Origin of the sequence: Sphingomonas sorbitolis (assembly GCF_036663875.1) — a bacterium.
GTDB lineage: Bacteria > Pseudomonadota > Alphaproteobacteria > Sphingomonadales > Sphingomonadaceae > Sphingomonas.
This window is the reverse complement of the sequence record NZ_JAXOJS010000001.1, coordinates 135,143-160,529: the sequence shown is the minus strand read 5'-3', so window position 1 is coordinate 160,529 and position 25,387 is coordinate 135,143. Positions and strand designations below refer to the sequence as shown.

Genomic DNA, 25,387 nt, shown 5'->3' with positions numbered 1-25,387 from the left:
ACGCGTGCCCGCACGGAACGTGCGGCGAGCCGCGGTCCCTGGTCGAACGATGCCCGCTTTCGAAACGGGGAATATCCATGACAGCGATCGAGTCCGTCGATCGGCCGTTCCGGAGGCGTTATCGTCGGTTATCCTTGAGGGCGGCAGAAGCACCGGCGCCCTGCGTTTCGCACGCCGTCAATGTTGCGGGTCGGCCGACACCGTGCCGAGCAGGTGCGTCGTAAAACGTGGCAACGAACAGGGGTCGGCGCAACCGGCGATGGACAATGCGGCCAGCTCCGGCGGTGCGTCGATCGACAGCGGCGTGCGGTATCGCATCTGGTCGAGCCGTTGTGCGACATAGTTGATACGGACGACCTGCTGGCCGGTCGTGGTGAGACGCCAGACCTCGAACACGAGCCCGCCACCGGGTGCAGCTTCGCCCTTGCCATAGTCCCGCAGTTTCCAGTTCAGGCCGAGCAGTCCGGCGAGCATCGTCACGGTGCCGTCGTGCCCGCTGAGGACGACGATCTTCTCCGCATCGCCGATCGGATCGGCGAGTGCGGTCGCGCCGGCACCGCGCTGGAGCGTGGCGAGTAGCCGCATCGCGAGGTAGCTGCTGGTCTGGCGTCCCACCTCCGGCGTGCGGGTGCGCAGGTCGATGCCGGCGCCGTGCACGACGAGCGCCTTGCCGATCGTCGCCGCATCGATCCCGCGCCATCCGGGGAAGGCGAGCCCGTCGGCATAGGCCATCACCAGGCTCTCGGCGATCCCGGCGACTTGCAGGCTGGGGGATGTCAGGTCCGGTTTGCCATCGTCGATCCGCACCCCGACGGGCGTGTCGCTCAGGCGGCGCTGCACCCTGGTCCGCTCGACCGCCGAGCAGGGGATGCGGTGACATTGCAGCAACAGCGCCTCGAACCGGTCGCGATCGGGGGCCTGCCGCGCATCCCAGGCGGCGAGGTTGCCGTCCACTCGCGCGGATATCGCCGCCAGCATCCGCTGCGGGTCGAGTGGCGCGAGCGGCGTCTGTGGTGCCTCGAACAGCGGATCGGGGGCCGCGGCGAACTGGTGGATCGTCGCTGCACATCCCGGCGTCAGGCCGGCGGCGAGTGCGGTGGCGGTCGCCTCGGTCCGCTGCGTATGGTTCGCCCAATAATAGACCGCGCAGTCGTTTGCGCCGAGCAGCCCCAACTGCCGGTAATGGTCGCGGTACCAGCCACCGAGCATCGTCACGAGCGTCGCGCCGTTGGCGGTCAGATGGCCCGGCGGTACCGCGAACCGCGGCCACGCCCGGCGGCTGTAGCGGCCGAGGTCTTCCGGGCTCGACATCGCGCTGCGAACGCCGTGGCGCATGACGATAACGACGCGTTCGAGTTTGTCCTGTGGCGGCGGTGTGGTCTGCGCCGCAACCGCCCCCGCCATGGTCGAGACGACCAGTGCGAAGCCGGCTGCGAGCGGTGCGACCCGCATCAGAACTTCGCCCGGACGCCGGCGGTGAACGTGCGGCCGTAATCCGTGTAGCCCGCAAACTGATTGTCGCGGACATATTGCCACTGGACGCCGCCGGCGACGTTCATACCCTGCACGACGAAGGTGACGTTCGGCGTGACCTTGTACGACATGTCGAAATCGAGACTGCCGAACGCGCTGTCGTTGTTCGCAGCAAGCCCGGCCCCGCCGACGTCGCGCAGCACGTTGCCGCGCCAGCTGTAGCTGACGCGTGCGCCGACGCGGTTCTTCTCGTAGAACGCCGTCAGGTTGAAGCTGTCCTTGGCGACGTCGACCAGCGCGTCGCGGAACGTGCCGCCCGTCGCCAGCGCATAGGTGCCGCCAGTCGCGGTGTGCGTGTAGTTCGCCTGCGCGCCGAGACCATCGAACGGCGCGGGGAGCATCTTGAAAAGTTGCTGATAGGCGACCTCGATCCCTGCGACATAGGCGTCGCCGCCATTCTTGGGCGCGGTCAGGCGATAGGTCTGGCCATCGAGGACGAAGTCGCGCGTCTGCTGGAACACGAAGGTGGTGATGTCCTTGTAGAACACGCCGCCGACCAGCGCGCTGCCCGGCGCGAAATACCATTCGACCGTGCCGTCATATTGCCACGCCTCGAACGGCTTCAATTCGGGGTTGCCGCCGACCGCGGTGAGGACGGTCGGGCTCGAATTGATCGTCAGGCGCGGGGCCAGATCGGCGAGCGACGGCCGGGTGATCACCTTCGAGGCGGCGAAGCGCATCTGCAATTTGGGGGTGAACTCGGCGACCAGATTGAGCGAGGGGAGGAAATTGTCGTAGGTCTTCGCGTAGCTGACCGGCAGCGCGACCTTGCCGTCGTCGGCATAGCCCGACGAGGTCTGGCGCGTCCGGGCATAGCGCACGCCGACGTCGCCGCGCACCGCGATGCCGCCAATCGGGAACGCGAAGTCGGCCATCCCGTAGCCCGCCAGGATCTCCTCGCCGATCGCATAGCTGTTGCGCAGATCGCCGCGCGCGAGCGGGGCGGCGAGCAACGCTTCCTTGCCGGTGGCGGCGGCGAGGAACTTGGCTGGGTCCGGTATCGCCCAGGTCGTCGGCAGATCGCCCTTGGCACCGTCCAAGAAGTCATCGACCGGGAACGGCACGAAATAGCTGGCGTCGAAATACTTGCCGGTGATGCCGCTCGTGAAGTTGATGTCGCGGCGATTATAGGCGCGCGTCCGCTTCTGGTATTTTGCGCCAGCGTGCAGCGCGCTGAAGACGCCGGTGAGGTCACGCGTGATGTCGAGTTTCGCGGCGCGTTCGCGGTCCTTGGAGTCGTTGACGCGGTATTCGATCCGCCGTCCGGGCAGCAGTGCCGGGTTCGACAGGTCGGCGTTCAGCAGCGTGACGTTGGGCAGCCGGTCGCCCGCCTTGCCGAAGTCGAACATCGTCGCGCCGACTGTCCCGAGCAGGCGGGTCCGATAGATCGGCTCGGGCGTGTTCGAATACGCCTGGCCGATGCTGCCGTCCGCGGCGATCGTCCAGCCGTCCGCCTGCCACCGGGCATTCGTGCCGACCAGCCAGTTCTTGTACTGCAACACCGACGTCTCGCGACCGATCTGCGTGGTCGAGGCGGTCGTCGTCGCGCCGGTCAGCACGCCATTCTCGATCACCGCGCTACCCGGTACAATCCCGCGCGGCAGGCCGGCGCCATCCGCCGCCGAATAGGTCAGCTCGTCATAGGCGACGTTCAGCCGGCTCCAGAGCCCGTCGACGTTCAGCTCGAACCGGTCGTCGGGCTTCCACTGCGCCGCGCCGTTGAGACCGATGCGGTCGCGGTTCTCGCGCTCCAGCGTCGGGCGGATCGCGGTGGGGATCAGGATCGTCTCGCTGTCGAGCGAGCCGTTGCCGTCGGTATCGATCTTGCCGTCCGCCCAGCCGACGCCGGTGATGCGGTCCTGACGGGTGGTGCGCTCGTCATAGACGGCGGCGATCAGCGCGCCGATCTTGCCGTCGGGGCTCGCCCAGCTCGCCATGCCGGACAGGCGCGGGTCGACCGTATCGGCAAGCCGCGGCGAACTGGCGGTGGCGGACAGCGACAGCACGGGCTTCTTGAGGTCGAGCGGGCGGAAGGTGCGCAGGTTGATGGTGCCGCCGATGCCGCCTTCGTCGAGGCTCGCGCGCGGGCTCTTGATCACCTCGACCGCGGACATCAGTTCGGACGGCAGCGTGTCGAAGCGGAACTGGCGGCCGCTCTGGCCGCTGTCGCGGACGTTCTCGTTCACCGCGACCGAGCGATCGTTGAGCGTCACCACCTGGAAATTGGCGCCGAGCCCGCGGATCCGGACGAACACGCCTTCGCCGCGATCGCGGACGATCGAGACACCGGGGACGCGCTGGAGCGCCTCGGCGATGTTTTGCGCGGGGAATTTGCCGATGTCCTCGGCCTTGACGACGTCGATGACGTTGGTCGCCTTGCGCTTCTGCGCAAGCGCGGTGGTCAGGCTGCTGGCATAGCCGGTGACGACGATATCGGCGGTGTCGGTCTGAGGAGCATCGGTCGCCACCGTCTGTGGCGCGGTGCCGACGATCGCACCCGAGACGAGCAGCGCGCCATTGGCCTCGCGACGCACGGTGAGCCGCGTGCCGCTAATCAGGCGCTCGACCGCAGCCTGCGGGGCCATCGTGCCGTTGAGCGCGGGGGCGGTCATTCCGGCGACCGCGGCGGGCGTGAACAGGATGTCGGTGCCGCTCTGGCGGGCGAGCGCTTCGAGCGCCTTGCCGAGCGGTTGGGCTACGAGATGCAGCGTTACGCGCGCCTGCGCGGTCGCGGCGGTGGCGAGAAAGGCGGTCGACAGCGCAGCAACGGCGGCGCCCAGCACGAACGATCGGCGCAGACGCCGGCGATTGGTGATCACGGTGTTCATCCCCCCAAGGAAGGCGGCGATGATGCCGCACCTCCTCGACGGGCGAGGATCGATCTACCCCACCCCACCCCACAGCGAATTGCGGCAAACTTTATCCGCCGAGCAGGACCGCGCCCTCGATTGTCCGCACCCGCAGCTCGAGCAGCGTGGCGAGCGACCGGCCGAGCGCGACGTTGTCGCCCATCCGGTACATCCCGCTGACGCGCACTTCGGCGACCGCCGGGTCGGCGATCACCAGCCGGGTCGTGCTGTAGCGGTTGGCCTCTTCGGCGACTGTCGTCAGCGTATCGTCGTGGAACGCCGCGCGGCCGCTCGTCCAGGCCTGCGTCGCGGCGAGGTCGGGGCGGTCGATCCGGCCATCGACCAGGCGCTCGCCACCGGTCAGCTGCCTTGCGCCGCCGGTGGTCTCTGTAGCGCTCCCCTCGATCGCGGTCACCGCCACCCGGTCTTCGCGGTCGCGGCGCAGGTCGAACCGGCCTGCGCTTGCGGTCATGTCCCCGCGCCCCGCGTCGATCGTGAACGGGATGGTCCGCGGCGCCACGGTCAGGTCGACCCGACCGCGCTCAAGCCAGAGCTGACGCCGCTCAGCGGTCGCGATCAGGCGAACACGCGTTGCCGCGTCGAGCAGCAGCGACGAACCATCGCGAAGCCCGATCCGCCGCTGTTCGCCGATCCCCGTCTCGTACGGCGTCGCGGCATGCGCGGCCTGGAATGCGATCGTTCCGCCGGCGGTCGTCGCAGTCAGCGCCACGAGACCGGCGATCGCCCGGCGCCGCGTCACCGGTGCTCGCGACGGCGCCGTTCCCCGCACCATGTCCCAAAGATCGGTAGCACGCTCGAACCGGTCGGCATGATCGGGGTTCGCGGCGAGCCAACGCCGGAAGTTCGCCGCGTCCTGCGCGGTCGCGTCGTCGGCATTGAGCCGCGCGATCCAGTCGGCCGCGCTTCGGTTGGTTGCAGCCGGGTTCGCATCAAAGCTGTTCGAGGAACGGCGGCCGGGCATCGCGAAACTCACCAACCCTCCGTCCAATCGGCCAAGAAGGTCATCGCCTTGGCCATGTGCTTCTCGACCGCGCCCTGGCTGATGTCCAGCCGTTCGGCAATCTCGCGGTATTTATACCCGTCGAGCCGCTGCATCAGAAATATCTCGCGGGTCCTGGGTGTGAGCCGGTCGATGCCCTCGCGAACCCGCGCCAGCCGCGCCTTGGCGATCATCACCTCGTCCTGGATCGGTGCGGGGTCGCGCAGCCAGTCGATCGTCTCGGCCGGTTCGCACGCCCCGCGCACCGCCTCCCGGCGAAACGCATCGCGACCCCGGTTGACCGCGGCGTGGACCAGAAACGCCTCGTCGTTGCGCGGCGCGTTCGCCAGCCCCGCCATGCTGACATAGGCGTCATGGAGCAGATCCTCGCCATCCGTGCGCCGCGTCATCCGCTCGACCTGCGCGCGCAAACGCGACCAACCCTGCCACAGACTGCGTGGCGCAGGATCGGTGGCGGTGAGGTTGGCAGCAGTCATCCCCCGACCGGGTATGAGCCTGCCGGTACAGTTTGATGACGTCACGGGGTCGGATCAATGACACGGACGTCGCCGATCCCGATCCGCAAACACCGCGACGTCAACGATCGCTAGTCGACGGAGCCCGTGTGCATCAGACCGCGCACGTCGGCGGCCACCTGATTGTTGGCGCCGAGCCGCTCGATCAGCTGCGCCTGACGGCTGCCGCGCAACCCGGCGGTGGTGAGCTGCTTGTCGCGGACATAGGTGTAGACGCCGCTGACCGCGAAGGCCGAGACATACGCGATGTGCGCCTTTTGCGCAGCGTGCGTTGCGGTGAACGCGTCGGATTCGAAGAACGCACGCCGGGTCAGCGGGCTTTCGAAGGCGAGTTCGATTACCGCGATCCGTGCGCGCTCCGGGGGTACCAGATGATCGACATTGGGTGCCGGCGGGGCGGGTTCGGCATTGTCGTAGCGGTCCGGCACGTGGAGGCGAAGCTTCAACACCGCGGCGTCGGCGGCGAGCGTTTCGGCAAACTCGGTCATGAACGTGGCGAACGTCTCGGCGTCGCCGTCGGCCGCGCCGAAGTGGACGTGGATACGGTCGAAGCCGTCGTCGCCATTGGGGATCGGATCGGCGATGCGGTCGACCAGCGTGCGCGATCCGTTGGGCAGCGCATAGGCGACGGTGGCCGCGAACATGTTCTGCTCGTCGGCGAACAGGATGTGGCTCGCCGCGTTGAAGACGTCCTGATCGGCCTTCGATGCGAACCCGATCTCGACCCCGCCATCGAGTTCATAGTCGTCGAACGGTGCAATGCCGTCGATCGCTGGCCAGAGATGCGCGTCCTGTTCGCGGTTCAGATGGTTCTGGACGTACCAGCCGAGACCCGGGATGCGCGAGCACAGCGGGCCGTGGACGTCGCGCCAATAGGTCGCGAACACGTCGTGCGGCACGCGGGGGCGGCGCAGGACGGTCGTGTAGCTGTTGATCGCGATACTCGCGTCGCGCGATGCGTAATCGGTCGTGGTGGAAACCTTGGGCATGGGTGACATCCTGATGATGAGGGGGGTTAACGCGCGTCGGTCGGAAAATGCGGCAGGACATAGGCCGCGAGTTCGTCGGCCACGTCCGCGAAGGGGCGGCGCGACGGCTTGGGGTTGAGCGCGACGTGCGCCACGCCCTCGTCTCGCTGACGCTTCCAGAGGTCGATCAGCGCGTTGCGACCGCTGCGGATACCGCCGCTGGCATAGGCCAGCGGTGCATCCGGGTCCGCGAGCAGGTCGAACATCGCACCGTAGCCGTAAGGCTTGTACGGGCCGCCGGCGGTTGCCGTTCGCCACCGGGCGAGAACGTCGGGCAGGCGCCGCGCGTCGCTGAGATGCCAGATCCAGCCATCGGTGTTCGCACCGAGCCAGTCCAGCGTCTGCCCGGCGCGGCCGATCGCGAGGATCGGCAACCGCGGTCCGATCGGTTTGGGGACCATGTCGATGCTGCCGTCGAGCGTGCCGTAATACGCAGACGCATGCCGGGCGAACGACCGTTCGGTCGCGGCGCGGATGACGTCGATCGCATCGCGGTAGCGTTCGGGACGATCGTCGAGATTGCTGTTGAACGCGGCGAACTCCGACGGCCGGTCGCCGGTCGACAGCCCGAGCAGAAAGCGCCCGCCGAGCAACTGGTCGACGCTCGCCGCCTGCTTGGCGACGATCAGCGGATCGCGCAGCGGCAGGACGATACCCGCGGTGCCGATCGCGATCCGAGTCGTCTGCGCGGCGAGCCAGCCGGCATAGACCATCGGATCGAGGACTTGCCCGACGTCGCCGAAGCCCGGATCGTAGAACGGCACGTCGCGCAGCCAGATCGCCGCGAAGTCGAGCGCATCAACCTTTCGCGCCAGTGCCGCGTGATCGGCAAGCGTCGGCCACGGCGCGGTCGGATACGCTTCGAGCGGGGCGATGAAGCCCAGCGTCAGCCGGCCGGGCTGGAACACGCGCGCATAGGCGGCGTGTCCGGCCAGATCCGGTGCCAGTGCGTCCGGCGTGTCCATCAGCTGGCGCTCCGGGCCTTCAGCCGGTGCACCAGCGGCGTCACCAGCACCGCGAGGATCGCGATCGCGGCGGCAACATAGCCGACTGCGCCGAGCCCGAGATGCTGGATCACCGAACCGCCGATGATCGCGCCGAGGCCGATGCCGGCATTGGCCATCGAGACGTTGAGCGTGCCCGCCAGCGCCTGCGCATGGCTCGCCGACTGCATGACGCGCACCTGGCAGATCGGATAGAGCGCGGTGTTGGCGATGCCCCAGACCGCGAGCGCGATCGCCAGCCAGACGGTCGAGCCCGCGACCAACGTCGTCGCCGCCATGCCGATCGCCAGCACCAACGCCGTGATCGCCGTCACCAGCAGCGGCCCGCGGCCGACGAACTGCCCGCCCAGCCAGTTACCGGCGAGACCGACGATCCCGAAGCCCATCAGCCACCAGCCGACCTGCCCTGCCGGGATATGCGCGATCTGCTCGAGCGTGTCGGCGAGATAGGTATAGGCGGTGAACATCGCGGTAAAGACGATGACCGACAGCACGACGTTGCCGAGGAAATACGGGTCCTTGAGGATGCGGGCCTGTTCGGCGAGCCTGACGCGCGCGGGGCGTGCCAGCGTCGGCATCACGACCAGCAACAGCACCGCCATCAGCAGCGACAGCCCCGACAGCCCCCAGAACGTCCCGCGCCAGCCGAACGCGGTCGAGGCGAGCGTACCGAGCGGAATGCCGAGCACCATCGCGCCGGAAATCCCGAGATAGACGTTGGCGACCGCCTTGCCGGCCTTTTCCGGACCTGCGAGCTCACCTGCGGTTTCGCTGGCGGTGCCCCAAAACACCGGTAGCGCCAGCGCCGGCAGGAACCGCGCGAGGCCGAGGACCCAGATATCGGGCGCTGCGGCGGCCAGAGCGTTCGCACCGGCGAAGATCACGAGGATCACGACGAACAGCCGCTTGCGCTCGAAGTGCGAGAGCATCGCGGTCAGGAACGGCCCTGCGAGCATGACCGTGAAGGCGAACAGCGTGACGAGCTGCCCCGCGACGGTGATCGAGATGCCGAGATCGCGCGCGAGGCTTGGCAACAGTCCGACGATGATGAACTCGGTGGTGACGATCACGAACGCGGAGATCGCCAGTAGCAGCACGGCGAGGCCATGCCCCGCCGACTCGGTGCCCGGCGGGGCGGCGTGGATAGAATGGCTGGGGGACGACATTGGCAAAGGACTCCTAAATGTCGCCCTCTCTACGCGCGACGAAAACGCACGTCGTGCGGCATTAATTCGTGCATAGAGCGACAATTATTCCATAATGGACGCATCCCCATGATCCCGTCGGAACGTCTCAAGGGTATCGAAGCCTTTGTCTGCACCGCCGATGCGGGCAGCTTCACCGCCGCCGGGGCGCGGCTCAACCTGACCAATTCGGCGGTCAGCAAGAGTGTCGCGCGGCTCGAGGCGCGGCTGGGCAGTCGGCTGTTCGAACGGACCACCCGCCGCCTGACGCTGACCGACGTCGGTGCCGCTTTCTACGAAACATGCGTGCGGGTACTCGGCGAGCTTGCCGATGCCGAGGCGGTGCTTGCAGCGCACCGATCGGAGATCGTCGGGCGGTTGAAGGTCGACGTGCCGATCGCGTTCGGGCGGATGCAGGCGATGCCGCTGCTGCTCGCCTTTGCCGAACGCCACCCGAACTTGCGCCCGAGCATCACCTTCACCGACCGCAAGATCGACATCGTCGAGGAGGGCGTCGACGTCGCGATCCGGATCGGCGCGGGGGAACCCTGGCCGGACAATCTCGGTCACCGCTACCTCGGCAGCGAGCGCGTCATCATCTGCGCATCCCCCGCCTATCTGGAGCGGCGGGGCATGCCTGCGAATGCCGATGCGCTCGCGGCGTTCGACTCCATCCTCTATGGCCGCGGCGATGGCAGCACGGCCAACTGGCGGTTCGCCCGCGACGCCGGGCGCATCGAGGAATACCCGATGGAAGCCCGCATCGTCCTCGGCAGCGCCGAAGCGCAGGTCGGCGCGGTGAAAGCAGGGTTCGGGATCGCGCAGCTCGCGACGTGGCTGATCAAGGACGAGCTAGATCGCGGCGAGCTTGTCGAGATCCTCCCGGAACTGGCGACGGTCGGCCTGCCGCTGCATCTGGTCTGGCGCCGAAGCCGCCAGCTTACGCCCAAGGTCGACGCGCTGCTCGAAGCGCTGACCGAGGGGTTGCGGATCGAGTGACCGGCGGTGCCGGTCAGCGTGCCGGGGTGACGGGCGGGACGGCGGACGGCTGGGCGGCCGGGACGGCGAACGTCCTGGACAACCCGTGATAGAGTTTCTCGCGACAGACCCACTGGCTGGCGGCGTCGGCGATGAACGCGGTCGCGAACATCGGCAGCATCAGCCCCCGGCTCGCGGTCGTCTCGGACAGGATGATGACCGCGGTCAGCGGCGCGCGGACGACGCCTGCGAAATACGCGACCATACCGAGGATGACGATCGCGCTTGCCGGCTCGCCGGGGAATACCTGCCGCAGCAGATTGCCGACGCCTGCACCGACCGCGAGCGATGGCGCGAAGATCCCGCCCGGCAGCCCTGCGATCGCGGTCGCGGCGGTCGCCACGAACTTGGCCGGTCCGAACCACAAGGGCGCATCGACCCCGACGATCATCGCGCGCGCCGCGGAATAGCCGGTGCCCCAGGTCAACCCGGTCGCCACGCCCAGAACCGCCACCACCACGCCGCAGCCGCCCGCGAATGCGACCGGGTTGGCGCGGGTCCACTGCGTCACCCGGTTGCGGGCGAGCGCCATCGCCAGCAGCGTGCGCGAGAACAGGCCACCCGCCATCCCGCCGGCGATCCCCGCGACCGGTGCGACGAGCAGCGCCGACAGCAACGGCATATGCGCGCCGATCGCACCAAAATAGATATAGTCGCCCTGGACAGACTGCGCGACCATCCCGGCGATCACGATCGCGGCGAGCACCAGCAGCGTCACGCGCTGTTCATAGGCCGACGCCAGTTCCTCGATCGCGAACATCAGTCCGGCCAGCGGCGTGTTGAAGGCAGCGGCGACGCCTGCCGCACCGCCGGCGATCAGCACGCCGCCACGCAGCGGCACGCGCAGGATGCGGTGCGTCGCCCCCATCACCGCGGCGGCAAGCTGGACGGTCGGTCCCTCGCGCCCGACCGACGCGCCACCGAGCACCGCGCCGATCGTCAGCACCGCCTTGGCCGCGACCGTGCGCACCGAGATCAGCGTCCGCGTCGCGGCGTTGGGATCGGCCTGCGCGGCGATGACCTGTGGGATACCCGATCCGCGCGCGAACGGTGCGTATCGACGCGTGAGCCAGACCAGCGCCATGAACGTCAACGGAGTCGTCAACAACGGCAACCAGTGCCAGCGGCGGGCATAGCCGGCGAACATCGCCGCCGCCCGGTCAGCCGCCTCGGCGAACAGCGTCGCAACGATGCCGACGAGGATCGCGCCGACGAGGATGGCCGCGCGCGTCCGGAACTGGACCGAGCGAGGACCACGTGCTCGCAGCAGCGCGCGATACCGGGACGGGGTCCAGCGCTTTGCCGGCATCAGACGATCGAGAAACGCAGCCATGAGGCCGACCTAGATCAGGATGCGGGCGGCGTCACCCCGATGCGGACCTCTGCCCGAGACACCGACGATGCGGGAGCAGAAGCGGATGCCGTGATAAGACAGACGCGGACACGCTTGCGCGCGACCGTGACGCCTATGCGGCGCGGCACCGCTAACGCGCCAGCCGACGATCGGGCGCGACGTCCTGGCGTGGACAGCGGGAGCGTCGCCAACCGGCGTAATGGAGCGCGGCAACCGCAAACTCGGCCGCGTACATGCGCGCTCGTACCGGGTCATGTGCGGCCCTTCGGCGCGATCCCTAACGCACTGCGACCCGACACTATTCTTAGCTGATGTTTAACGATCTTGGGGCATTATCCAGCCGTTGAGGGAGCTATTGTTCGTGCCGACCACAGATGCGAGTTTTGACGTCGTTTCGCTGAACGATCTCGAGTCCATGTCCGACGAAGATCGCGATGCGCTGCCGTTCGGGGTGGTCGGCTTCGGGGCGGACACGATCGTGCAGACCTACAACGCGACCGAGGCGCGGATGTCGGGACTGGATCCCTCGACGGTCATGGGTGTGCCGTTCTTCGACGCCGTCGCGCAGTGCATGAACAACTTCCTGGTTGCGCAGCGGTTCGAGGACGAGCCGGACATCGATGACATCGTCCCCTATGTGCTTACCTTGCGGATGCGCCCGACGAAAGTTCGCCTGCGGCTGCTCGCGAACGCGGGGATGCCACGCCGCTACATCCTGATCGAACGATGAGGTTGCATCGATGACCGGCAAGTCGAGCGAGGAACAGCTTCTAGAATTCCTGTATGCATGCCCCGTCGGGTTGATCGAATGCGACCTGACCGGCGACATCGCCTTGATGAACCCGCATGCGATGCAGCATCTGCTACCGCTTGCCGGGCCGCGCGATGCCGGCAATCTGTTCACCGCGTTCGAGCAGCACGCCCCGGAATTGCGGAGCATCGTCGCGGGCTATGCCGCCGCTACCGGCAAGATCTGCGACGGGCATCGGATCTTCGTCGATCTCGGTCAGGGCCGGCGCGCACAGGCACCAAAGGTGCTCGCCTGTACGATCGTCAAGCTGGGCGCGGATCGCCTGATGGTGACGCTGAGCGATATCAGCCAGCAGGTCGTCCAGGAGGAGCGGCTGCGGCAGGCGGACACCTGGTTCGCGACTCTGCTGGACGGGGTCAACGAATATGCCGCGCTCGCGATCACGCCGGATGGCCGGATCGCGTCGGCCAATGCCTGCTTCACCAAGCAGACCGGTCATGACTGTGCTGCGGTGACCGGCCATAATCTGGCGGACGTTCTCGACAGCGACACGTCCGGCGGCGACCTGCGTCTCGACGAGCAGCTCGAAATCGCTGCGCGCGATGGCTGGCATCTGCAAGAGGGGTGGCAGCAACGCGCCGATGGCGAACGCTATTGGTGCCAGCGCCTCGTGGTCGCGCGATCCGATGGCGATGGTCCGCGCCCGACCGGCTTTTCGGTGATCCTGCGCGATGTCCCGCGGCGCGAGGCAGCCGCCGAGGACATGCGCCGCCTGCTGACCTGCGATCACCTGACGGGTGCGTCGAACCGCCGCCACTTCAGCCAGATCATGGAGCGCGAGCAGGCGCATTGGCGCGAGCTGCGGCAGTCATTGTCGTTGATCGTCCTCGATCTCGATCATTTCAAGGCGGTCAACGATACACATGGCCATCCGGTCGGCGACGTCCTGCTTCGTCGGGTCGCCGAGGTCTGCACGCTGCTTCTGCCGCCCCGCGGCATCTTCGCGCGACTGGGTGGCGAGGAGTTCGGCGTCCTGCTGCCCCGCTTCGATCACGAGCAGGCGATCGGGTTGGCCGACGACATGCGCAAGGCCATCGCCGCACTGGAATTGGACACGCCGCGCGGGCCGCTAAAGGTCACGGCCAGCCTGGGCTGCGCGACGCTCGACGAGGCCGGCGGATCGATCGATGCGGTCATCGCGCTCGCCGACAAGCGCCTGTACGCGGCCAAGCGCGAAGGACGCAATCGGGTCTATCGGTCCACCGCCTGCGCGGCGTGACGGTGACCGCCCTCTCCCGCGCCGCCCTCTCCCGCGCCGTCCTCTCCCGCGCCGCCGTCCACCGGATCGCGTGCGCCGTCGTGGCCGCAGAACTGCGTCGCTGGCGCGCAACCGGCGGTGCGCCGGTTCAGCCGGACGACTGGCTCGAAGCCCTGCCGATCGGCGACGACGGACTGGGGCTGGATTCGATGGAGCAATTGGGCGCGCTGGGCGCGTTGGCGGAGACGTTCTGCCTCGACGACGCGCTGCTGGGCCGGGAACCGCCGCGCATCGTCGGCGAGTGGATCGATTGGATCATGCTCGGACAGGATGCGACCAATGGTCGGATTACGGTTCGGACATCGGGGTCGACCGGCAGTCCCAAGTCTTGCGCCCATGCGACCGTCGACCTGCTCGACGAGGCCGCGTTCCTCGCGACGCAGCTTGCCGGACGCCGCCGCGTGGTAGCGCTGGTCCCCGCGCATCATCTCTACGGAATCATCTGGACCGCGCTGCTGCCGGCTGTGCTGAATGTCCCGGTCGTCGTCCGGACGATCGGCACGCCGCTCGATCTGATCGCGGGAGACCTCGTCGTCGCCGTACCGGACCAGTGGCGCGCGATCGTGCGCCTGACCCGCTGCTTCCCCGCGGACGTCGTCGGCGTAAGCTCGGCGGGGCCGCTCGACGACCGGCTGGCGGCCGACCTGCTCGCGATCGGGCTGACGCGACTGGTCGATATCTACGGCTCCTCGGAAACCAGCGGTATCGCGCTGCGCGATCTGCCGGCCACTGCGCATGCGTTGCTGCCACGATGGCAGCTGATCCCCTCCGGCACCGCGCAAGGTGACGGCGCCGGCGCATGGCAGCTGCGTGACGCACGTGGCGGGCATCATGACCTGCCCGATCATATCGAGCGGATCGGTGACCGCTGCCTGCGTCCGATCGGCCGGCGCGATGGCGCGGTGCAGGTCGGCGGCCACAATGTCTGGCCCGGACGCATCGCCGACATACTGCGGGCGATAGACGGGGTCGCCGACGCGGCGGTCCGGTTGCACGTCGACGGGCGGCTGAAGGCGTTCATCGTGCCGGACGATGATGATTGCGACGCCGACGAACTCCGCGGGCGGATCGACCGGGCGGCGGCCGATCAACTGACGGGACCCGAACGGCCAAAGTGTATCCGGTTCGGAAATATGCTGCCGCGCGATGCGATGGGGAAGCTTTGCGACTGGGGGTGACCTGCGCAAAGATCTGGCGCCGCTGGACCGCGCGACGGCGCGCTTGACGTTCACGTTGCGCGTCGCGACTGTCCGGACCGATGGCTTCCACCGCTCCCCCCCGCTGGCCTGAAGATCTGATGCAGGCGGCGCTGGCGCTGCACGACAATCAGCTTCACGTCGCCGAACCGTTGCTCAAGGCGTATCTCAAGCGCGATCCGTTCGATGCGCGTGCAATCCGGATGCTGGCCGAACTGGCAGGGCGGATCGGCCGCTATGGCGATGCCGAGGCGTTGCTGCGGCGCGCGGTCGAGCTGGCGCCGGGCTTTACCGCGGCGCGCGCAAACCTCGCGCTCGTGCTGTACCGCCAGAACCGCGCACCCGAGGCGCTGACCTTGCTCGATGCGGTGATCGCGGACGAGCCGGACAATCCGGGGCATGCGAATTTGAAGGCCGCCGCACTTGGCCGGCTCGGCGGGTTCGAGGATGCGATCGCGCTGTACGAGAAGGTCCTGCACGATGCGCCCGGCCAGCCGCGGGTGTGGCTGAGCTATGGGCATATGCTCAAGACGGTCGGGCGTCGCGACGACGGCATCGCCGCGTATCGCCGCGCGCTGTCGCTGTTGCCAACGCTTGGCGACGCGTGGTGGAGCCTCGCCAACCTCAAGACGGTAAAGTTCGACGACGACGATATTGCGGCGATGGAGGCCGCCCTCGCGCGCGACGATCTGGACGACGAGGACCGCTTCCACCTCGATTTCGCGCTCGGCAAGGCGTTCGAGGACCGCCGCGATCCGGTGCAGTCGTTCGCGCACTACGCGGCGGGCAACGCGCTTCGCCGGACGCGGATCGTGTACGACGCGGACGAAACGACGGCGTTCGTCGATCGCAGCATCGCGCTGTTGACGCCCGAATTTGTTGCGGCTCGGCACGATCATGGGTCGACCACGCCGGACCCGATCTTCGTGCTCGGGATGCCGCGCGCGGGCTCGACGCTGATCGAACAGATTTTGGCCAGCCACAGCCTGGTCGAGGGGACGACCGAACTGCCCGACATGCCCGCGCTGGCCCGCCGGATCGTGCACTATCCGCAGGGACTGGAGGCGCTGTCCGCCGACGCGTTGCGTGACATCGGCGAAGACTATCTGCGTCGTGCCGCGATCCAGCGGCGCACCGATAGGCCGTTCTTCATCGACAAGCTGCCCAACAACTGGGCGCATGTCGCGCTGATCCACCTCGCGCTGCCCAATGCGCGTATCATCAACGCACGTCGCGATCCGCTCGACTGCTGCTTCTCGAACTTCAAACAGCATTACGCTAGAGGGCAGACGTTCAGCTATTCGCTCGACGATCTTGGCCGCTATTACACCGACTATGTCCGGCTGATGACGCATGTCGACGCAGTGCTGCCAGGAAGAGTCCACCGCGTCGATCACGAGGCGCTGCTGGAGAATACCGAGGTCGAGGTCCGCGCGTTGCTCGCGGCCTGCGGACTGGATTTCGAGCCTGCCTGCCTCGCCTTCCACGAGACCGAGCGCGCGGTCCGCACCGCCAGCTCCGAACAGGTGCGCCGGCCGATCAATCGCGACGGCGTCGATGCGTGGCGTCCCTACGACCAGTGGCTCGGGCCGCTGCGATCCGCCCTGGGACTCGCCGCGACGACCTGACCCGTGGCGAAAACGTCACGGATGCGTCACAAAATGTTTATTGCCGCGAAGCTTCGTTTGACGTTTGTTGCGCCGCAACACAGGTTGCGGACACAAATCGTCGTGGGGGCAACGAGCATGCACATAATCGATCGTCGCGTAGTGATCGCGTCGCTCTTGGCGTCATCGGCCATCGTCACGCCAACCTTCGCGCAAACTGCGACCACTGCCGCGCCGACCACCGCCCCGCAGACCACCGCCCCGCCGACCATCGCTGCGCCGACCCCGGACGCGACGGCACCGCAGGCCGGCGAGTATGAAGGCGATATTGTCGTCACCGCGCAGAAGCGCGACCAGAATATCCAGGCGGTCCCGATCAGCATTCAGGCGATCGGCACCAAGCGGCTCGACGATCTGAACATCTCGAACTTCAACCAATACACGCAGCTGTTGCCGTCGGTGTCGTTCCAGACGACGCAGCCGGGCTCGACGGTCGTCTATATGCGCGGCGTCGCATCGGGCGGCGATGGCAACCATTCGGGGCCGCTGCCCTCGGTCGGAACGTATCTCGACGAGCAGCCGGTGACGACGATCGGCGGCACGCTCGACGTCCACATCTACGACATCGCGCGGATCGAGAGCCTCGCCGGGCCACAGGGCACGCTCTACGGCGCGTCGTCCGAAGCGGGTACGATCCGGATCATCACCAACAAGCCCGACACCAGCGACTTTTACGGCCGTGTCGATGGCGAGGTGAACAGCGTCAAGTCGGGCGGGATCGGCAGCAAGATCGAGGGCATGCTCAACATGCCGCTGTCCGAAAGCGCGGCACTGCGCGTGGTCGGCTTCTATCAGCGCGATGCCGGCTTCATCGACAACGTCGCCGGGTGTCGCAGCTATCTGCCCGAGCCGACCGCGACCTCGTGCACCTCGGCGAACGGCGGCGTGGTCGTCGACAATGCCGCGTTCGTGAAGAAGAACTACAACGATACCGAGACCTATGGCGGCCGCGCCGCGCTCAAGGTCGATCTCGACAGCAACTGGACCGTGACACCGACAGTGCTGTACCAGGAACAGCGCAACCACGGCACCTATGGCTATGATCCGAAGGTCGGCGATCTCCAGGTCCAGCATTTCTTCCCAGAGTTCCGCCGCGACCGCTTCATCCAGGGCGCGCTGACGATCGAGGGCAAGGTCGGCAATTGGGACGTCACCTATGCCGGCGCGTATCTCGACCGGAAGACCTACACGTCGAGCGACTATACCGATTACGCCGAGGCGTATGACTCGGCCTACTCCTCGGTCGGCGGACTCGCCGGCTATTTCTATTACCAGGACAATGCCGGCCGGACGATCGATCCGCGGCAGAAGATCATCGGCACCGACCATTTCAAGAAGACCAGCCAGGAACTGCGCGTCGCCTCGCCCGTCGAGGATCGGTTCCGGATCGTCGCCGGTGCCTTCTACCAGCGCCAGACCAACGCGATCTTCCAGGATTACCAGATCGCCAATCTCGGCACCGCAGTGTCGGTCAACGGCTCGCCGGGCACCTTGTGGCTGACCCAGCAGAAGCGCGTCGACAAGGATTACGCGATGTTCGGCGAGGCGAGCTTCGACATCCTGCCGAACCTGACCGCGACGGCGGGTGGCCGCGCGTACATCTACGACAATTCGCTGATCGGCTTCTACGGGTTCGGGCGCAATCCCGCGGTCGATCCGGACGATGGCCGGCCCTACACCGCCACGCCGTTCAATGCCGCGGGCAGCAGCCAGACCGGCGTCGCGGGCTGTTATCTGGCGAACGGCCAGACCTTGCGGGAAGCCTATCTGAGCGGTGGCGACACGTCGACGTTGTTGCCCGCAGCCGTGTCGGGCTCGCCGTGTACCAATCTGGCGACCTACACGACCACCGGCCTGATCCCGAAGAAGACGCAGGGGCAAGGCGGGACCTACCGCTTCAACCTGACGTTCAAGCCCACCGACACGGTCATGGCCTATGCCACCTTCTCGCGCGGTTTCCGACCGGGCGGGATCAACCGCCGGGGCGACGTCGCGCCGTATGACGCGGATTTCCTGACCAATTACGAGCTCGGCCTGAAGACCACCTTGTTCGACCGGCTGCGGTTCAATGCGTCGATCTATCAGCAGGCGTGGGACAAGTTCCAGTTCTCGTTCCTCGGGCTGAACAGCTTCACGATCATCCAGAACGGGCCGAATGCGCGGATCAGGGGTGCCGAGGCGGATGCGAACTTCTCGACGGGCGGCCTGTCGCTGACCGCGGCGGCGGCGTACACCGATGCGAAGACGCGCAGCGATCTGTGCGCGACGCAGATCTGTAGCGGCGACGGTACCGATGTGCTGGCGCCATCGGGTACGCGCCTACCGATCACGCCGCGGTTCAAGGCGAGTGGCACGGCGCGCTACAGCATGCCAATCGGCTCGGCAAAGGCGTATATCCAGGGGCTGGTCGCGCATCAGAGTTCGGCGTCGGCGGATATCCGACTGGCGCAGGCGGCGACGCTGGGACGACTCAAGGCCTATACGACGGGCAATGCCTCAGTCGGCGCGGAGGTTTCGAACTTCACCTTCGAGGTGTTCGTCCAGAACCTGTGGGACGAACGCGCGCAATTGTCGCGGTATCAGCAATGCGGGACGTGTTCGCAGCGGACCTACATTGTGACCAGCACGCCGCGGACGATCGGGCTGCGCGCTGGGGCGAAGTTCTAAGAATGGCTCGTTGCGATCCTCCCCCGCCAGGGGGAGGATAGTTTTCTCCGAAGAAAGATGATGATGACGTCAAAGCTCAAGCTTCTCCTGGCCTGCACCGCCGCGATGACCGCCCCGCCCGCTGCCGCGCAGGCGCAGACCGCCGCGACCAACGGGCTCGAGATTGCCAAGAAGATGATCGCGTTTCGTAGCGTTCGTGGTCCCGGCAACCAGACGCCGCAGCTCGCCGCCTATCTGAAGTCGGTGCTGGTTGGCGGCGGCTTTGCGGCGAGTGACGTGACGGTCACGCCGGTCGACGACACCGCTTATCTGATAGCCACCTGGAAGGGCAGCGATGCGGCGTTGAAGCCGATCGTGATCTCCGGGCATATCGACGTGGTCGAGGCCAAGCCCGCCGACTGGCAGCGCGATCCGTTTACCGCAGTGGTCGAGAACGGCTATCTCTACGGCCGCGGCGCGACCGACATGAAGCTCGACGCCGCGCTCGCGATCGCGACGCTGCTCGACATGAAGAAGGCAGGCTATGCGCCCAAGCGCGGCATCGTCCTGGCGCTGTCGGGCGACGAGGAAACCGTGATGAAGACCTCGTCGCTCATCGCCGAAAAGCTAAAGACTGCCGAGATGGCGCTCAACATCGACGGCGGCGGCGGGCTGTACGCGGAAAGCGGCAAGGCCGAGTATTTCACGATCGGCGCCGCCGAAAAGACCTATGCCGATTTCCAGCTCGAGACGACCAGCGCGGGTGGTCACTCGTCCGCGCCGCGCAAGGTCAACGCGATCAACCAGCTCGCCGCGGCGCTGGTCAGGATCGGCGACTATCGTTTCACGCCGCAGCTGTCGCCGATCACCAAGGGCTATTTCGAGGGTGTCGCCCCGCGCCAGACGCCCGAGATCGACGCCGCGATGCGCGCCTTCGCGGCGAACCCGAAGGACCAGAAGGCGATCGAGACGCTCGCCGCCAATCCGGGGTATGTCGGCCAGATCGGCACGACCTGCGTCACATCGATGATCAACGGCGGTCATGCGCTCAACGCGCTGCCGCAGCGCGCGACCGCCAACATCAACTGCCGGATCTTTCCCGGCGTGAAGCCCGCGACCGTGATGGCCGAACTCGCCAGGGTCGCCGCCGACCCCGGCGTCAAGTTCAGCGACGTCACCGAGGGATCGAACCCGACCGACGCCTCGCCGCTGCGCGCCGACCTGACCGGTGCGGTGAAGAAGGCAATGGGCGCGATCCGTCCCGGCGTACCGATCTTTCCGAGCATGTCGGCGGGCGCGAGCGATTCGATGTGGTATCGCTCGGTCGGCGTGCCGAGCTACGGCGTGAGCCCGACCTTCATCAAGCAGTCCGACGACTTCAGCCACGGCCTGAACGAGCGCACCCCCATCGACAACATCCCGCTGGCGATCACCTATTACCGCTCGCTGCTGACCGACCTGACGAAGTAACGCGCAGAAAAGGCGCGCGGTCCTCTCGCGACGTGACGAATTGGTAGGGGAGCCGGGCATTAAATGCCGCCGCCCGGCTTTCTACATTGACGCAGTGCAGCATCACTTCTAGCTGCCCGCGCTCACCCTACGCTAAGCCCTTCGGCGCAGCTTGCCCAGCGCCGGAGGCGCCGCGTTACCATGACCATGACCTTTGCCGATCTCTCCCTCGCACCGTCTTTGCTGCAGGCGCTAGCGGAGGAAGGCTATGTGAGCCCTACCCCGATCCAGGCGCAATCGATCCCGATGCTGCTGCAGGGCCGCGACATGCTCGGCATGGCGCAGACCGGGACCGGCAAGACCGCGGCGTTCGCGCTGCCGCTGCTCCACCGCCTCGCCGCCGATCCCCGGCCGGCGCCCAAGGGCGGCGCGCGTATCCTCGTCCTCGCGCCGACGCGCGAGCTGGTGTCGCAGATCGCTGCCGGCTTTGAGAGCTTTGGTCGGCATCTGAAGCCGAGCGTGATGACGATCTTTGGCGGCGTCAGCCAGTTCCACCAAGTCAAGGCGCTGGAAACGGGCGTCGACATCATCGTCGCCGCGCCGGGACGCCTGCTCGACCTGGTCGATCAAGGCGTTTGCGACCTGTCGCAGCTCGAAGCGTTAGTGCTGGATGAAGCGGACCAGATGCTCGACATGGGCTTTGCCAAGCCGATCGAGCGGCTCGTTGCGACGCTGCCGACGGATCGGCATACGCTGCTGTTCTCGGCAACGATGCCGAAGTCGATCGCCGCGCTGGCCGAGAGCCTGTTGCGCGATCCCGCCAAGGTCGAGATCGCACCGCCATCGACCACCGTCGACCGGATCGACCAGTCGGTGATGTTCCTCGACGCCGCCGACAAGAAGGCGGCGTTGCTCGCGTTGCTCAAGACGCCCGACATGGGCCAGGCAGTGGTGTTCACACTGCAAAAGAACATCGCCAACGACGTGTGCGCGTTCATCGGCGAGGCGGGGATCACCGCCGAGGCGCTGCACGGCAACAAGTCGCAAGGCCAGCGCGAGCGGGCGCTCGACGCGTTCCGGGCGGGTACCGTGCAGGTGCTGGTCGCGACCGATATCGCCGCGCGCGGCATCGACGTCGATACCGTCACCCACGTCTTCAACCACGATTTGCCGAGCCTGCCGGAGAGCTATGTCCACCGGATCGGCCGCACCGGTCGCGCCGGCCGCAGTGGCTTTGCGATCACGCTGTGCGATGCCGAGCAGCGCGCGTGGCTGCACGATGTCGAGCGCGAGATCGGTCGCACGCTGACCGTGCAGGACGACCATGAATGGCATTGCGAAGTGGCGCGCCACTCGACCAAGCGCGCGCCCGTGCTGGGCGGCGGTCCGGTCAAGCAGGTCAAGCCGGCCAAGGCACCGCGCGAGCGGAAGGTCTGGACCGAGGAAGAGAAGATCGCCGCGCGGATGGCCGCCAAAGCCGCTTGATGCGATCCTGACCGGCGTGACGGGGCGAAGGAACCGCCCCGTCACGCCGGTCAGGATCACCGGTCGGAATTGGGGCCGATAAAGCTCAACCGGCGAGGCGGGCGGCCAGGAAGTCGACGAACACGCGGACGCGCGCAGGCATGTTCCCACCGCCGACGAATACCGCATGGATCAGCTCGACATCGCCGGGATTGAAATCGTCCAACACAGCGATCAGCCGACCAGCGGCGATATCGTCGACGACGCTGAACGCACCGACCCGCGCGATGCCGACGCCCGCCGCGGCAAGCTGGCCGAGCGTTTCGCCGTTGTTCGCTTCGATATTGCCCTTCACCGACAGGGTGACGTCGCGTCCTTCGACGCGGAACGGCCAGACTGGCTCGACCCGACGGAAGTTGAAGTTGAGGCAATTATGCTGGTGGAGATCTTCGGGACGCATCGGCATGCCGCATCGCGCCAGATAGTCGGGTGCGGCGACGATCACCCGCCTGCTCTCGCCGAGCTTGCGCGCAGTCAACAGGCTGTCACCAAGCGGCCCGAACCGGATCGCCACGTCCGCCTGCCCCGCGGCCACGTCGGCGATCGTATCGGTCAACGCGAAGTCCACCAGGATATGCGGGTAGAGGCGCGCGAATACGCCGAGTAGCGGCACGATGCACAACCGCCCGTGCGACAGCGCGGCGCTGATCCGCAGCCGTCCACGCGGCGCGCCCTGATCGGCGATCTGTTGCTCGGCATCGTCGAGATCGGCTAGGATCCGCCGGGCCATCTGCAGATAGGCCTGCCCTTCCGCGGTTACCGTCAACGCGCGGGTGGAGCGGAGCAGCAGCCGTACCCCGAGCCGCGCCTCGATCCGATCGAGCGACCGGGCGACCGCCGATGGCGTCAGCCCCAGCACCCGGCCCGCACCCGAGAAACTGCCTTCGCGCATCACCGTCGCGAACAGTTCGAGCGCGCGCGCCCGATCAGCCCCCAGACCCATCTTTGCGTTCATTTCACAAATCCTTCGCGCACTCGGCCGCTAATAGATTGGCCTCGATCCACCCATCTATGCATCAGGTTAATAGCGGGGATATGGATATGGACTATCGGCAATTGGGATCCTCGGGACTACGCGTCCCGGCCCTCAGCTTCGGAACGGCTACTTTCGGCGGATCCGGGCCGTTGTTCGGCGCCTGGGGACACAGCGACGAGACCGAAGCACGCCGCATGGTCGACATTTGCCTCGACGCCGGCGTCACGCTGTTCGACACCGCCGACGTCTATTCGAACGGCGCGTCGGAAACGGTACTCGGTGCCGCGATCAAGGGTCGGCGCGATCAGGTGCTCGTGTCGACCAAGACCGGACTGCCGATGGGCGATGGGCCCGGCGACTGGGGCACGTCCCGCGCGCGCCTGATCCGTGCGGTCGAGGCGTCGCTGCGACGTCTTGGCACGGATCATGTCGATATCCTCCAGGTTCACGCCTATGATGCGTCCACCCCGGCCGAGGAGCTGATGGGGACGCTCGACACGCTGATCGCCGCCGGCAAGGTGCGCTACGCGGGAGTCTCCAACTATCCGGGCTGGCAGGTGATGAAGGCGCAGGCGATTGCCGACCGGTACGGCTGGCCGCGTCTCGTCGCGCATCAGGTCTATTACTCGCTGATCGGGCGCGCCTATGAAGCCGATCTGATGCCGCTCGGGGCCGACCAGGGTCTCGGCGCGCTGGTGTGGAGTCCGCTCGGCTGGGGCCGACTGACGGGCAGGATCGGGCGGGATCGGCTGATCCCCGCGGGCAGCCGCCTCCACGATACCGAGCAATTCGCGCCGCCGGTCGAGACCGACCATCTGTACCGCGTGATCGATGCGCTCGAGGCGGTTGCAGCGGACACCGCCAAGACCGTGCCGCAGGTCGCGATCAACTGGCTGTTGCGGCGTCCGACCGTGGCGTCGGTCATCATCGGCGCGCGCAATGAAGAGCAGTTGCGTGACAATCTCGGGGCGGTCGGCTGGACGCTGTCGGCGGATCAGGTCGCCACGCTCGATGCCGCCAGCGATGTCCTGCCGCCCTACCCGCACACGCCGTACCGGCAGCAGGAAGGCTTTGCCCGCCTGAACCCCGCGCTGGTCTGAGGAGCGCCATCATGAAACTCAATCCCGGCCTGCTGGCCCTGTCCGTCGGCGCCTTCGGCATCGGCGTGACCGAATTCGCGCCGATGGGGCTGCTCCCCGTCATCGCCACCGATCTTGGCGTGTCGATCCCGACTGCCGGGCTGCTGATCAGCGCCTATGCCTTGGGCGTGGTGATCGGCGCGCCGCTGATGACGCTGACCACCGGACGCGTGCCGCGGCGAACGCTGCTGATCGCGCTCGCCGGGATCTTCACCATCGGCAACCTGCTTGCGGCGGTAGCGACCGGATACGGCATGCTGATGGCGGCACGAGTCCTGACGTCGTTCAATCACGGCGCGTTCTTCGGCGTCGGCGCGATCGTCGCGGCCAGTCTCGTCCCGGCCGAGCGCCGCGCGGGCGCGGTCGCGGCGATGTTCATGGGGCTGACCATCGCCAACGTGGTCGGCGTGCCGCTTGCAACCTGGGCCGGCGATCATCTCGGATGGCGTTCGGCATTCTGGGGAATCTCGGCGCTCGGCGTCGCGACGATGGTGGCGCTCCGCCTGACGCTGCCGGCGCTGCCCGCGCCCGTGGGCAGCGATCCGATCGCGGAACTCCGCGTGCTGACGCGGGGACCGGTGCTCGGGGCGCTGGGCCTTACCGTCTTCGGTGCGAGCGCGATGTTCACGGTCTTTACCTACATCACCCCGATCCTGCGCGAGGTGACGCACGCCTCGCTCGGCTATATCACCGCGATGCTGGTGACGTACGGCGTCGGCCTGACGATCGGCAACTGGCTCGGCGGACGCTTCGCCGATCGCTCGGTCGACCGGACGCTGATCGTGACGCTCGCTGCGCTGGCCGCAATCCTCGTCGGGTTCGCGATGCTGATGCCGTTCAAGGGACCTACCGCGATCCTGATATTCCTGTGGGGCATCGCAAGCTTCGCGCTGGTCCCGCCGCTCCAGGTCCGGGTGATGCACGCTGCTGCGGACGCGCCCAACCTCGCGTCGGCGATGAACATCGGTGCGTTCAACCTAGGCAACGCGATCGGCGCAGCAGTGGGCGGCGGCGTGATCGCGGCGGGCACCGGCTATCCCGCCGTGGCGCTGGCGGGAGCCGCCGCCTCCGGTCTTGGCTTGGTCGCGGTGATCGTCGCACGGCACCGCGCGTCGAAACGCGATCGCCGACAGCCAGACGTGGCGATCGAGGCGGCGGCTCGGTCTGCCAATGCCTGACGATCGGGGCTGACTTC

Annotated in this window: 19 protein-coding genes; 10 read left to right on the top strand and 9 right to left on the bottom strand. The window is 67.2% G+C overall.

Annotated elements, in window-relative coordinates; translation table 11 throughout:
• Positions 1-177 precede the first annotated feature (177 nt).
• From U1763_RS00680 to U1763_RS00650, 7 genes are all read right to left on the bottom strand, one after another.
• Entirely contained in the window at positions 178-1,452 is a 1,275-nt protein-coding gene (locus tag U1763_RS00680; RefSeq protein ID WP_332753661.1) for a histidine-type phosphatase, read from the bottom strand.
• Entirely contained in the window at positions 1,452-4,352 is a 2,901-nt protein-coding gene (locus tag U1763_RS00675; RefSeq protein ID WP_443026865.1) for a TonB-dependent receptor, read from the bottom strand. The genes U1763_RS00680 and U1763_RS00675 overlap by 1 nt, the downstream gene beginning before the upstream one ends.
• A gap of 100 nt (positions 4,353-4,452) precedes the next feature.
• Positions 4,453-5,376, bottom strand: a complete 924-nt coding sequence (locus U1763_RS00670) for a FecR family protein (protein ID WP_332753659.1) — start codon at positions 5,374-5,376, stop codon at positions 4,453-4,455.
• Positions 5,373-5,879, bottom strand: coding sequence for an RNA polymerase sigma factor (locus tag U1763_RS00665; protein ID WP_332753658.1), 507 nt, complete (start codon positions 5,877-5,879; stop codon positions 5,373-5,375). The genes U1763_RS00670 and U1763_RS00665 overlap by 4 nt, the downstream gene beginning before the upstream one ends.
• 110 nt (positions 5,880-5,989) lie before the next feature.
• Positions 5,990-6,907, bottom strand: a complete 918-nt coding sequence (locus tag U1763_RS00660) for an EthD domain-containing protein (protein WP_332753657.1) — start codon at positions 6,905-6,907, stop codon at positions 5,990-5,992.
• Positions 6,908-6,933: 26 nt separating this feature from the next.
• On the bottom strand, positions 6,934-7,911 hold the full coding sequence (locus U1763_RS00655; protein ID WP_332753656.1) for a TIGR03571 family LLM class oxidoreductase: 978 nt from the start codon (positions 7,909-7,911) through the stop codon (positions 6,934-6,936).
• A complete protein-coding gene (locus U1763_RS00650) occupies positions 7,911-9,116 on the bottom strand; it encodes an MFS transporter (RefSeq protein ID WP_332753655.1) in 1,206 nt (401 codons plus the stop codon). Before U1763_RS00650 ends, U1763_RS00655 begins: the two co-directional genes overlap by 1 nt.
• Before the next feature lie 108 nt (positions 9,117-9,224).
• Here U1763_RS00650 and U1763_RS00645 point away from each other — a divergent pair, with 108 nt between their 5' ends.
• Positions 9,225-10,133, top strand: coding sequence for a LysR family transcriptional regulator (locus U1763_RS00645; RefSeq protein WP_132896488.1), 909 nt, complete (start codon positions 9,225-9,227; stop codon positions 10,131-10,133).
• A gap of 13 nt (positions 10,134-10,146) precedes the next feature.
• On the opposite strand, the gene U1763_RS00640 is transcribed toward U1763_RS00645, so the two are convergent.
• Complete coding sequence (locus U1763_RS00640; protein ID WP_277982398.1) at positions 10,147-11,505, bottom strand: chloride channel protein; 1,359 nt, start codon at positions 11,503-11,505, stop codon at positions 10,147-10,149.
• Between the two features lie 436 nt (positions 11,506-11,941).
• On the opposite strand from U1763_RS00640, the gene U1763_RS00635 reads away from it, so the two are divergent.
• The 7 genes from U1763_RS00635 to U1763_RS00605 all read left to right on the top strand — a co-directional run bounded on the left by U1763_RS00635 (position 11,942) and on the right by U1763_RS00605 (position 22,038).
• On the top strand, positions 11,942-12,256 hold the full coding sequence (locus U1763_RS00635; RefSeq protein WP_277982397.1) for a phosphonate transporter: 315 nt from the start codon (positions 11,942-11,944) through the stop codon (positions 12,254-12,256).
• A 10-nt stretch (positions 12,257-12,266) separates the two neighbouring features.
• On the top strand, positions 12,267-13,556 hold the full coding sequence (locus U1763_RS00630; RefSeq protein WP_277982396.1) for a sensor domain-containing diguanylate cyclase: 1,290 nt from the start codon (positions 12,267-12,269) through the stop codon (positions 13,554-13,556).
• A gap of 2 nt (positions 13,557-13,558) precedes the next feature.
• The gene (locus U1763_RS00625) at positions 13,559-14,773 is read left to right on the top strand and encodes an AMP-binding protein (protein WP_332753654.1); all 1,215 of its coding nucleotides are present in this window, start codon (positions 13,559-13,561) and stop codon (positions 14,771-14,773) included.
• 80 nt (positions 14,774-14,853) lie between these two features.
• Positions 14,854-16,419: a tetratricopeptide repeat-containing sulfotransferase family protein gene (locus U1763_RS00620; protein WP_332753653.1), complete on the top strand. Its 1,566-nt coding sequence runs from the start codon at positions 14,854-14,856 to the stop codon at positions 16,417-16,419.
• Between the two features lie 141 nt (positions 16,420-16,560).
• Positions 16,561-19,125, top strand: coding sequence for a TonB-dependent receptor (locus U1763_RS00615; RefSeq protein WP_332753652.1), 2,565 nt, complete (start codon positions 16,561-16,563; stop codon positions 19,123-19,125).
• A gap of 63 nt (positions 19,126-19,188) precedes the next feature.
• Positions 19,189-20,574: a M20/M25/M40 family metallo-hydrolase gene (locus U1763_RS00610; RefSeq protein ID WP_332753651.1), complete on the top strand. Its 1,386-nt coding sequence runs from the start codon at positions 19,189-19,191 to the stop codon at positions 20,572-20,574.
• A 180-nt stretch (positions 20,575-20,754) separates the two neighbouring features.
• Positions 20,755-22,038: a DEAD/DEAH box helicase gene (locus U1763_RS00605; protein WP_332753650.1), complete on the top strand. Its 1,284-nt coding sequence runs from the start codon at positions 20,755-20,757 to the stop codon at positions 22,036-22,038.
• Between the two features lie 85 nt (positions 22,039-22,123).
• Here U1763_RS00605 and U1763_RS00600 read toward each other — a convergent pair whose 3' ends face one another.
• Complete coding sequence (locus U1763_RS00600) at positions 22,124-23,032, bottom strand: LysR family transcriptional regulator (RefSeq protein WP_332753649.1); 909 nt, start codon at positions 23,030-23,032, stop codon at positions 22,124-22,126.
• A gap of 86 nt (positions 23,033-23,118) precedes the next feature.
• Here U1763_RS00600 and U1763_RS00595 point away from each other — a divergent pair, with 86 nt between their 5' ends.
• A complete protein-coding gene (locus U1763_RS00595) occupies positions 23,119-24,153 on the top strand; it encodes an aldo/keto reductase (protein WP_332754384.1) in 1,035 nt (344 codons plus the stop codon).
• Positions 24,154-24,164: 11 nt separating this feature from the next.
• A complete protein-coding gene (locus U1763_RS00590; protein ID WP_332753648.1) occupies positions 24,165-25,370 on the top strand; it encodes an MFS transporter in 1,206 nt (401 codons plus the stop codon).
• Positions 25,371-25,387 lie beyond the last annotated feature (17 nt).

Coding starts and splice junctions, on each gene's coding strand:
- U1763_RS00680 (WP_332753661.1), bottom strand. CDS start 1,452: ATGCGGGTCGCACCGCTCGCAGCCGGCTTCGCACTGGTCGTCTCGACC.
- U1763_RS00665 (WP_332753658.1), bottom strand. CDS start 5,879: ATGACTGCTGCCAACCTCACCGCCACCGATCCTGCGCCACGCAGTCTG.
- U1763_RS00660 (WP_332753657.1), bottom strand. CDS start 6,907: ATGCCCAAGGTTTCCACCACGACCGATTACGCATCGCGCGACGCGAGT.
- U1763_RS00655 (WP_332753656.1), bottom strand. CDS start 7,911: ATGGACACGCCGGACGCACTGGCACCGGATCTGGCCGGACACGCCGCC.
- U1763_RS00650 (WP_332753655.1), bottom strand. CDS start 9,116: ATGTCGTCCCCCAGCCATTCTATCCACGCCGCCCCGCCGGGCACCGAG.
- U1763_RS00645 (WP_132896488.1), top strand. CDS start 9,225: ATGATCCCGTCGGAACGTCTCAAGGGTATCGAAGCCTTTGTCTGCACC.
- U1763_RS00640 (WP_277982398.1), bottom strand. CDS start 11,505: ATGGCTGCGTTTCTCGATCGTCTGATGCCGGCAAAGCGCTGGACCCCG.
- U1763_RS00635 (WP_277982397.1), top strand. CDS start 11,942: ATGTCCGACGAAGATCGCGATGCGCTGCCGTTCGGGGTGGTCGGCTTC.
- U1763_RS00630 (WP_277982396.1), top strand. CDS start 12,267: ATGACCGGCAAGTCGAGCGAGGAACAGCTTCTAGAATTCCTGTATGCA.
- U1763_RS00620 (WP_332753653.1), top strand. CDS start 14,854: ATGGCTTCCACCGCTCCCCCCCGCTGGCCTGAAGATCTGATGCAGGCG.
- U1763_RS00610 (WP_332753651.1), top strand. CDS start 19,189: ATGACGTCAAAGCTCAAGCTTCTCCTGGCCTGCACCGCCGCGATGACC.
- U1763_RS00605 (WP_332753650.1), top strand. CDS start 20,755: ATGACCATGACCTTTGCCGATCTCTCCCTCGCACCGTCTTTGCTGCAG.
- U1763_RS00600 (WP_332753649.1), bottom strand. CDS start 23,032: ATGAACGCAAAGATGGGTCTGGGGGCTGATCGGGCGCGCGCGCTCGAA.
- U1763_RS00595 (WP_332754384.1), top strand. CDS start 23,119: ATGGACTATCGGCAATTGGGATCCTCGGGACTACGCGTCCCGGCCCTC.
- U1763_RS00590 (WP_332753648.1), top strand. CDS start 24,165: ATGAAACTCAATCCCGGCCTGCTGGCCCTGTCCGTCGGCGCCTTCGGC.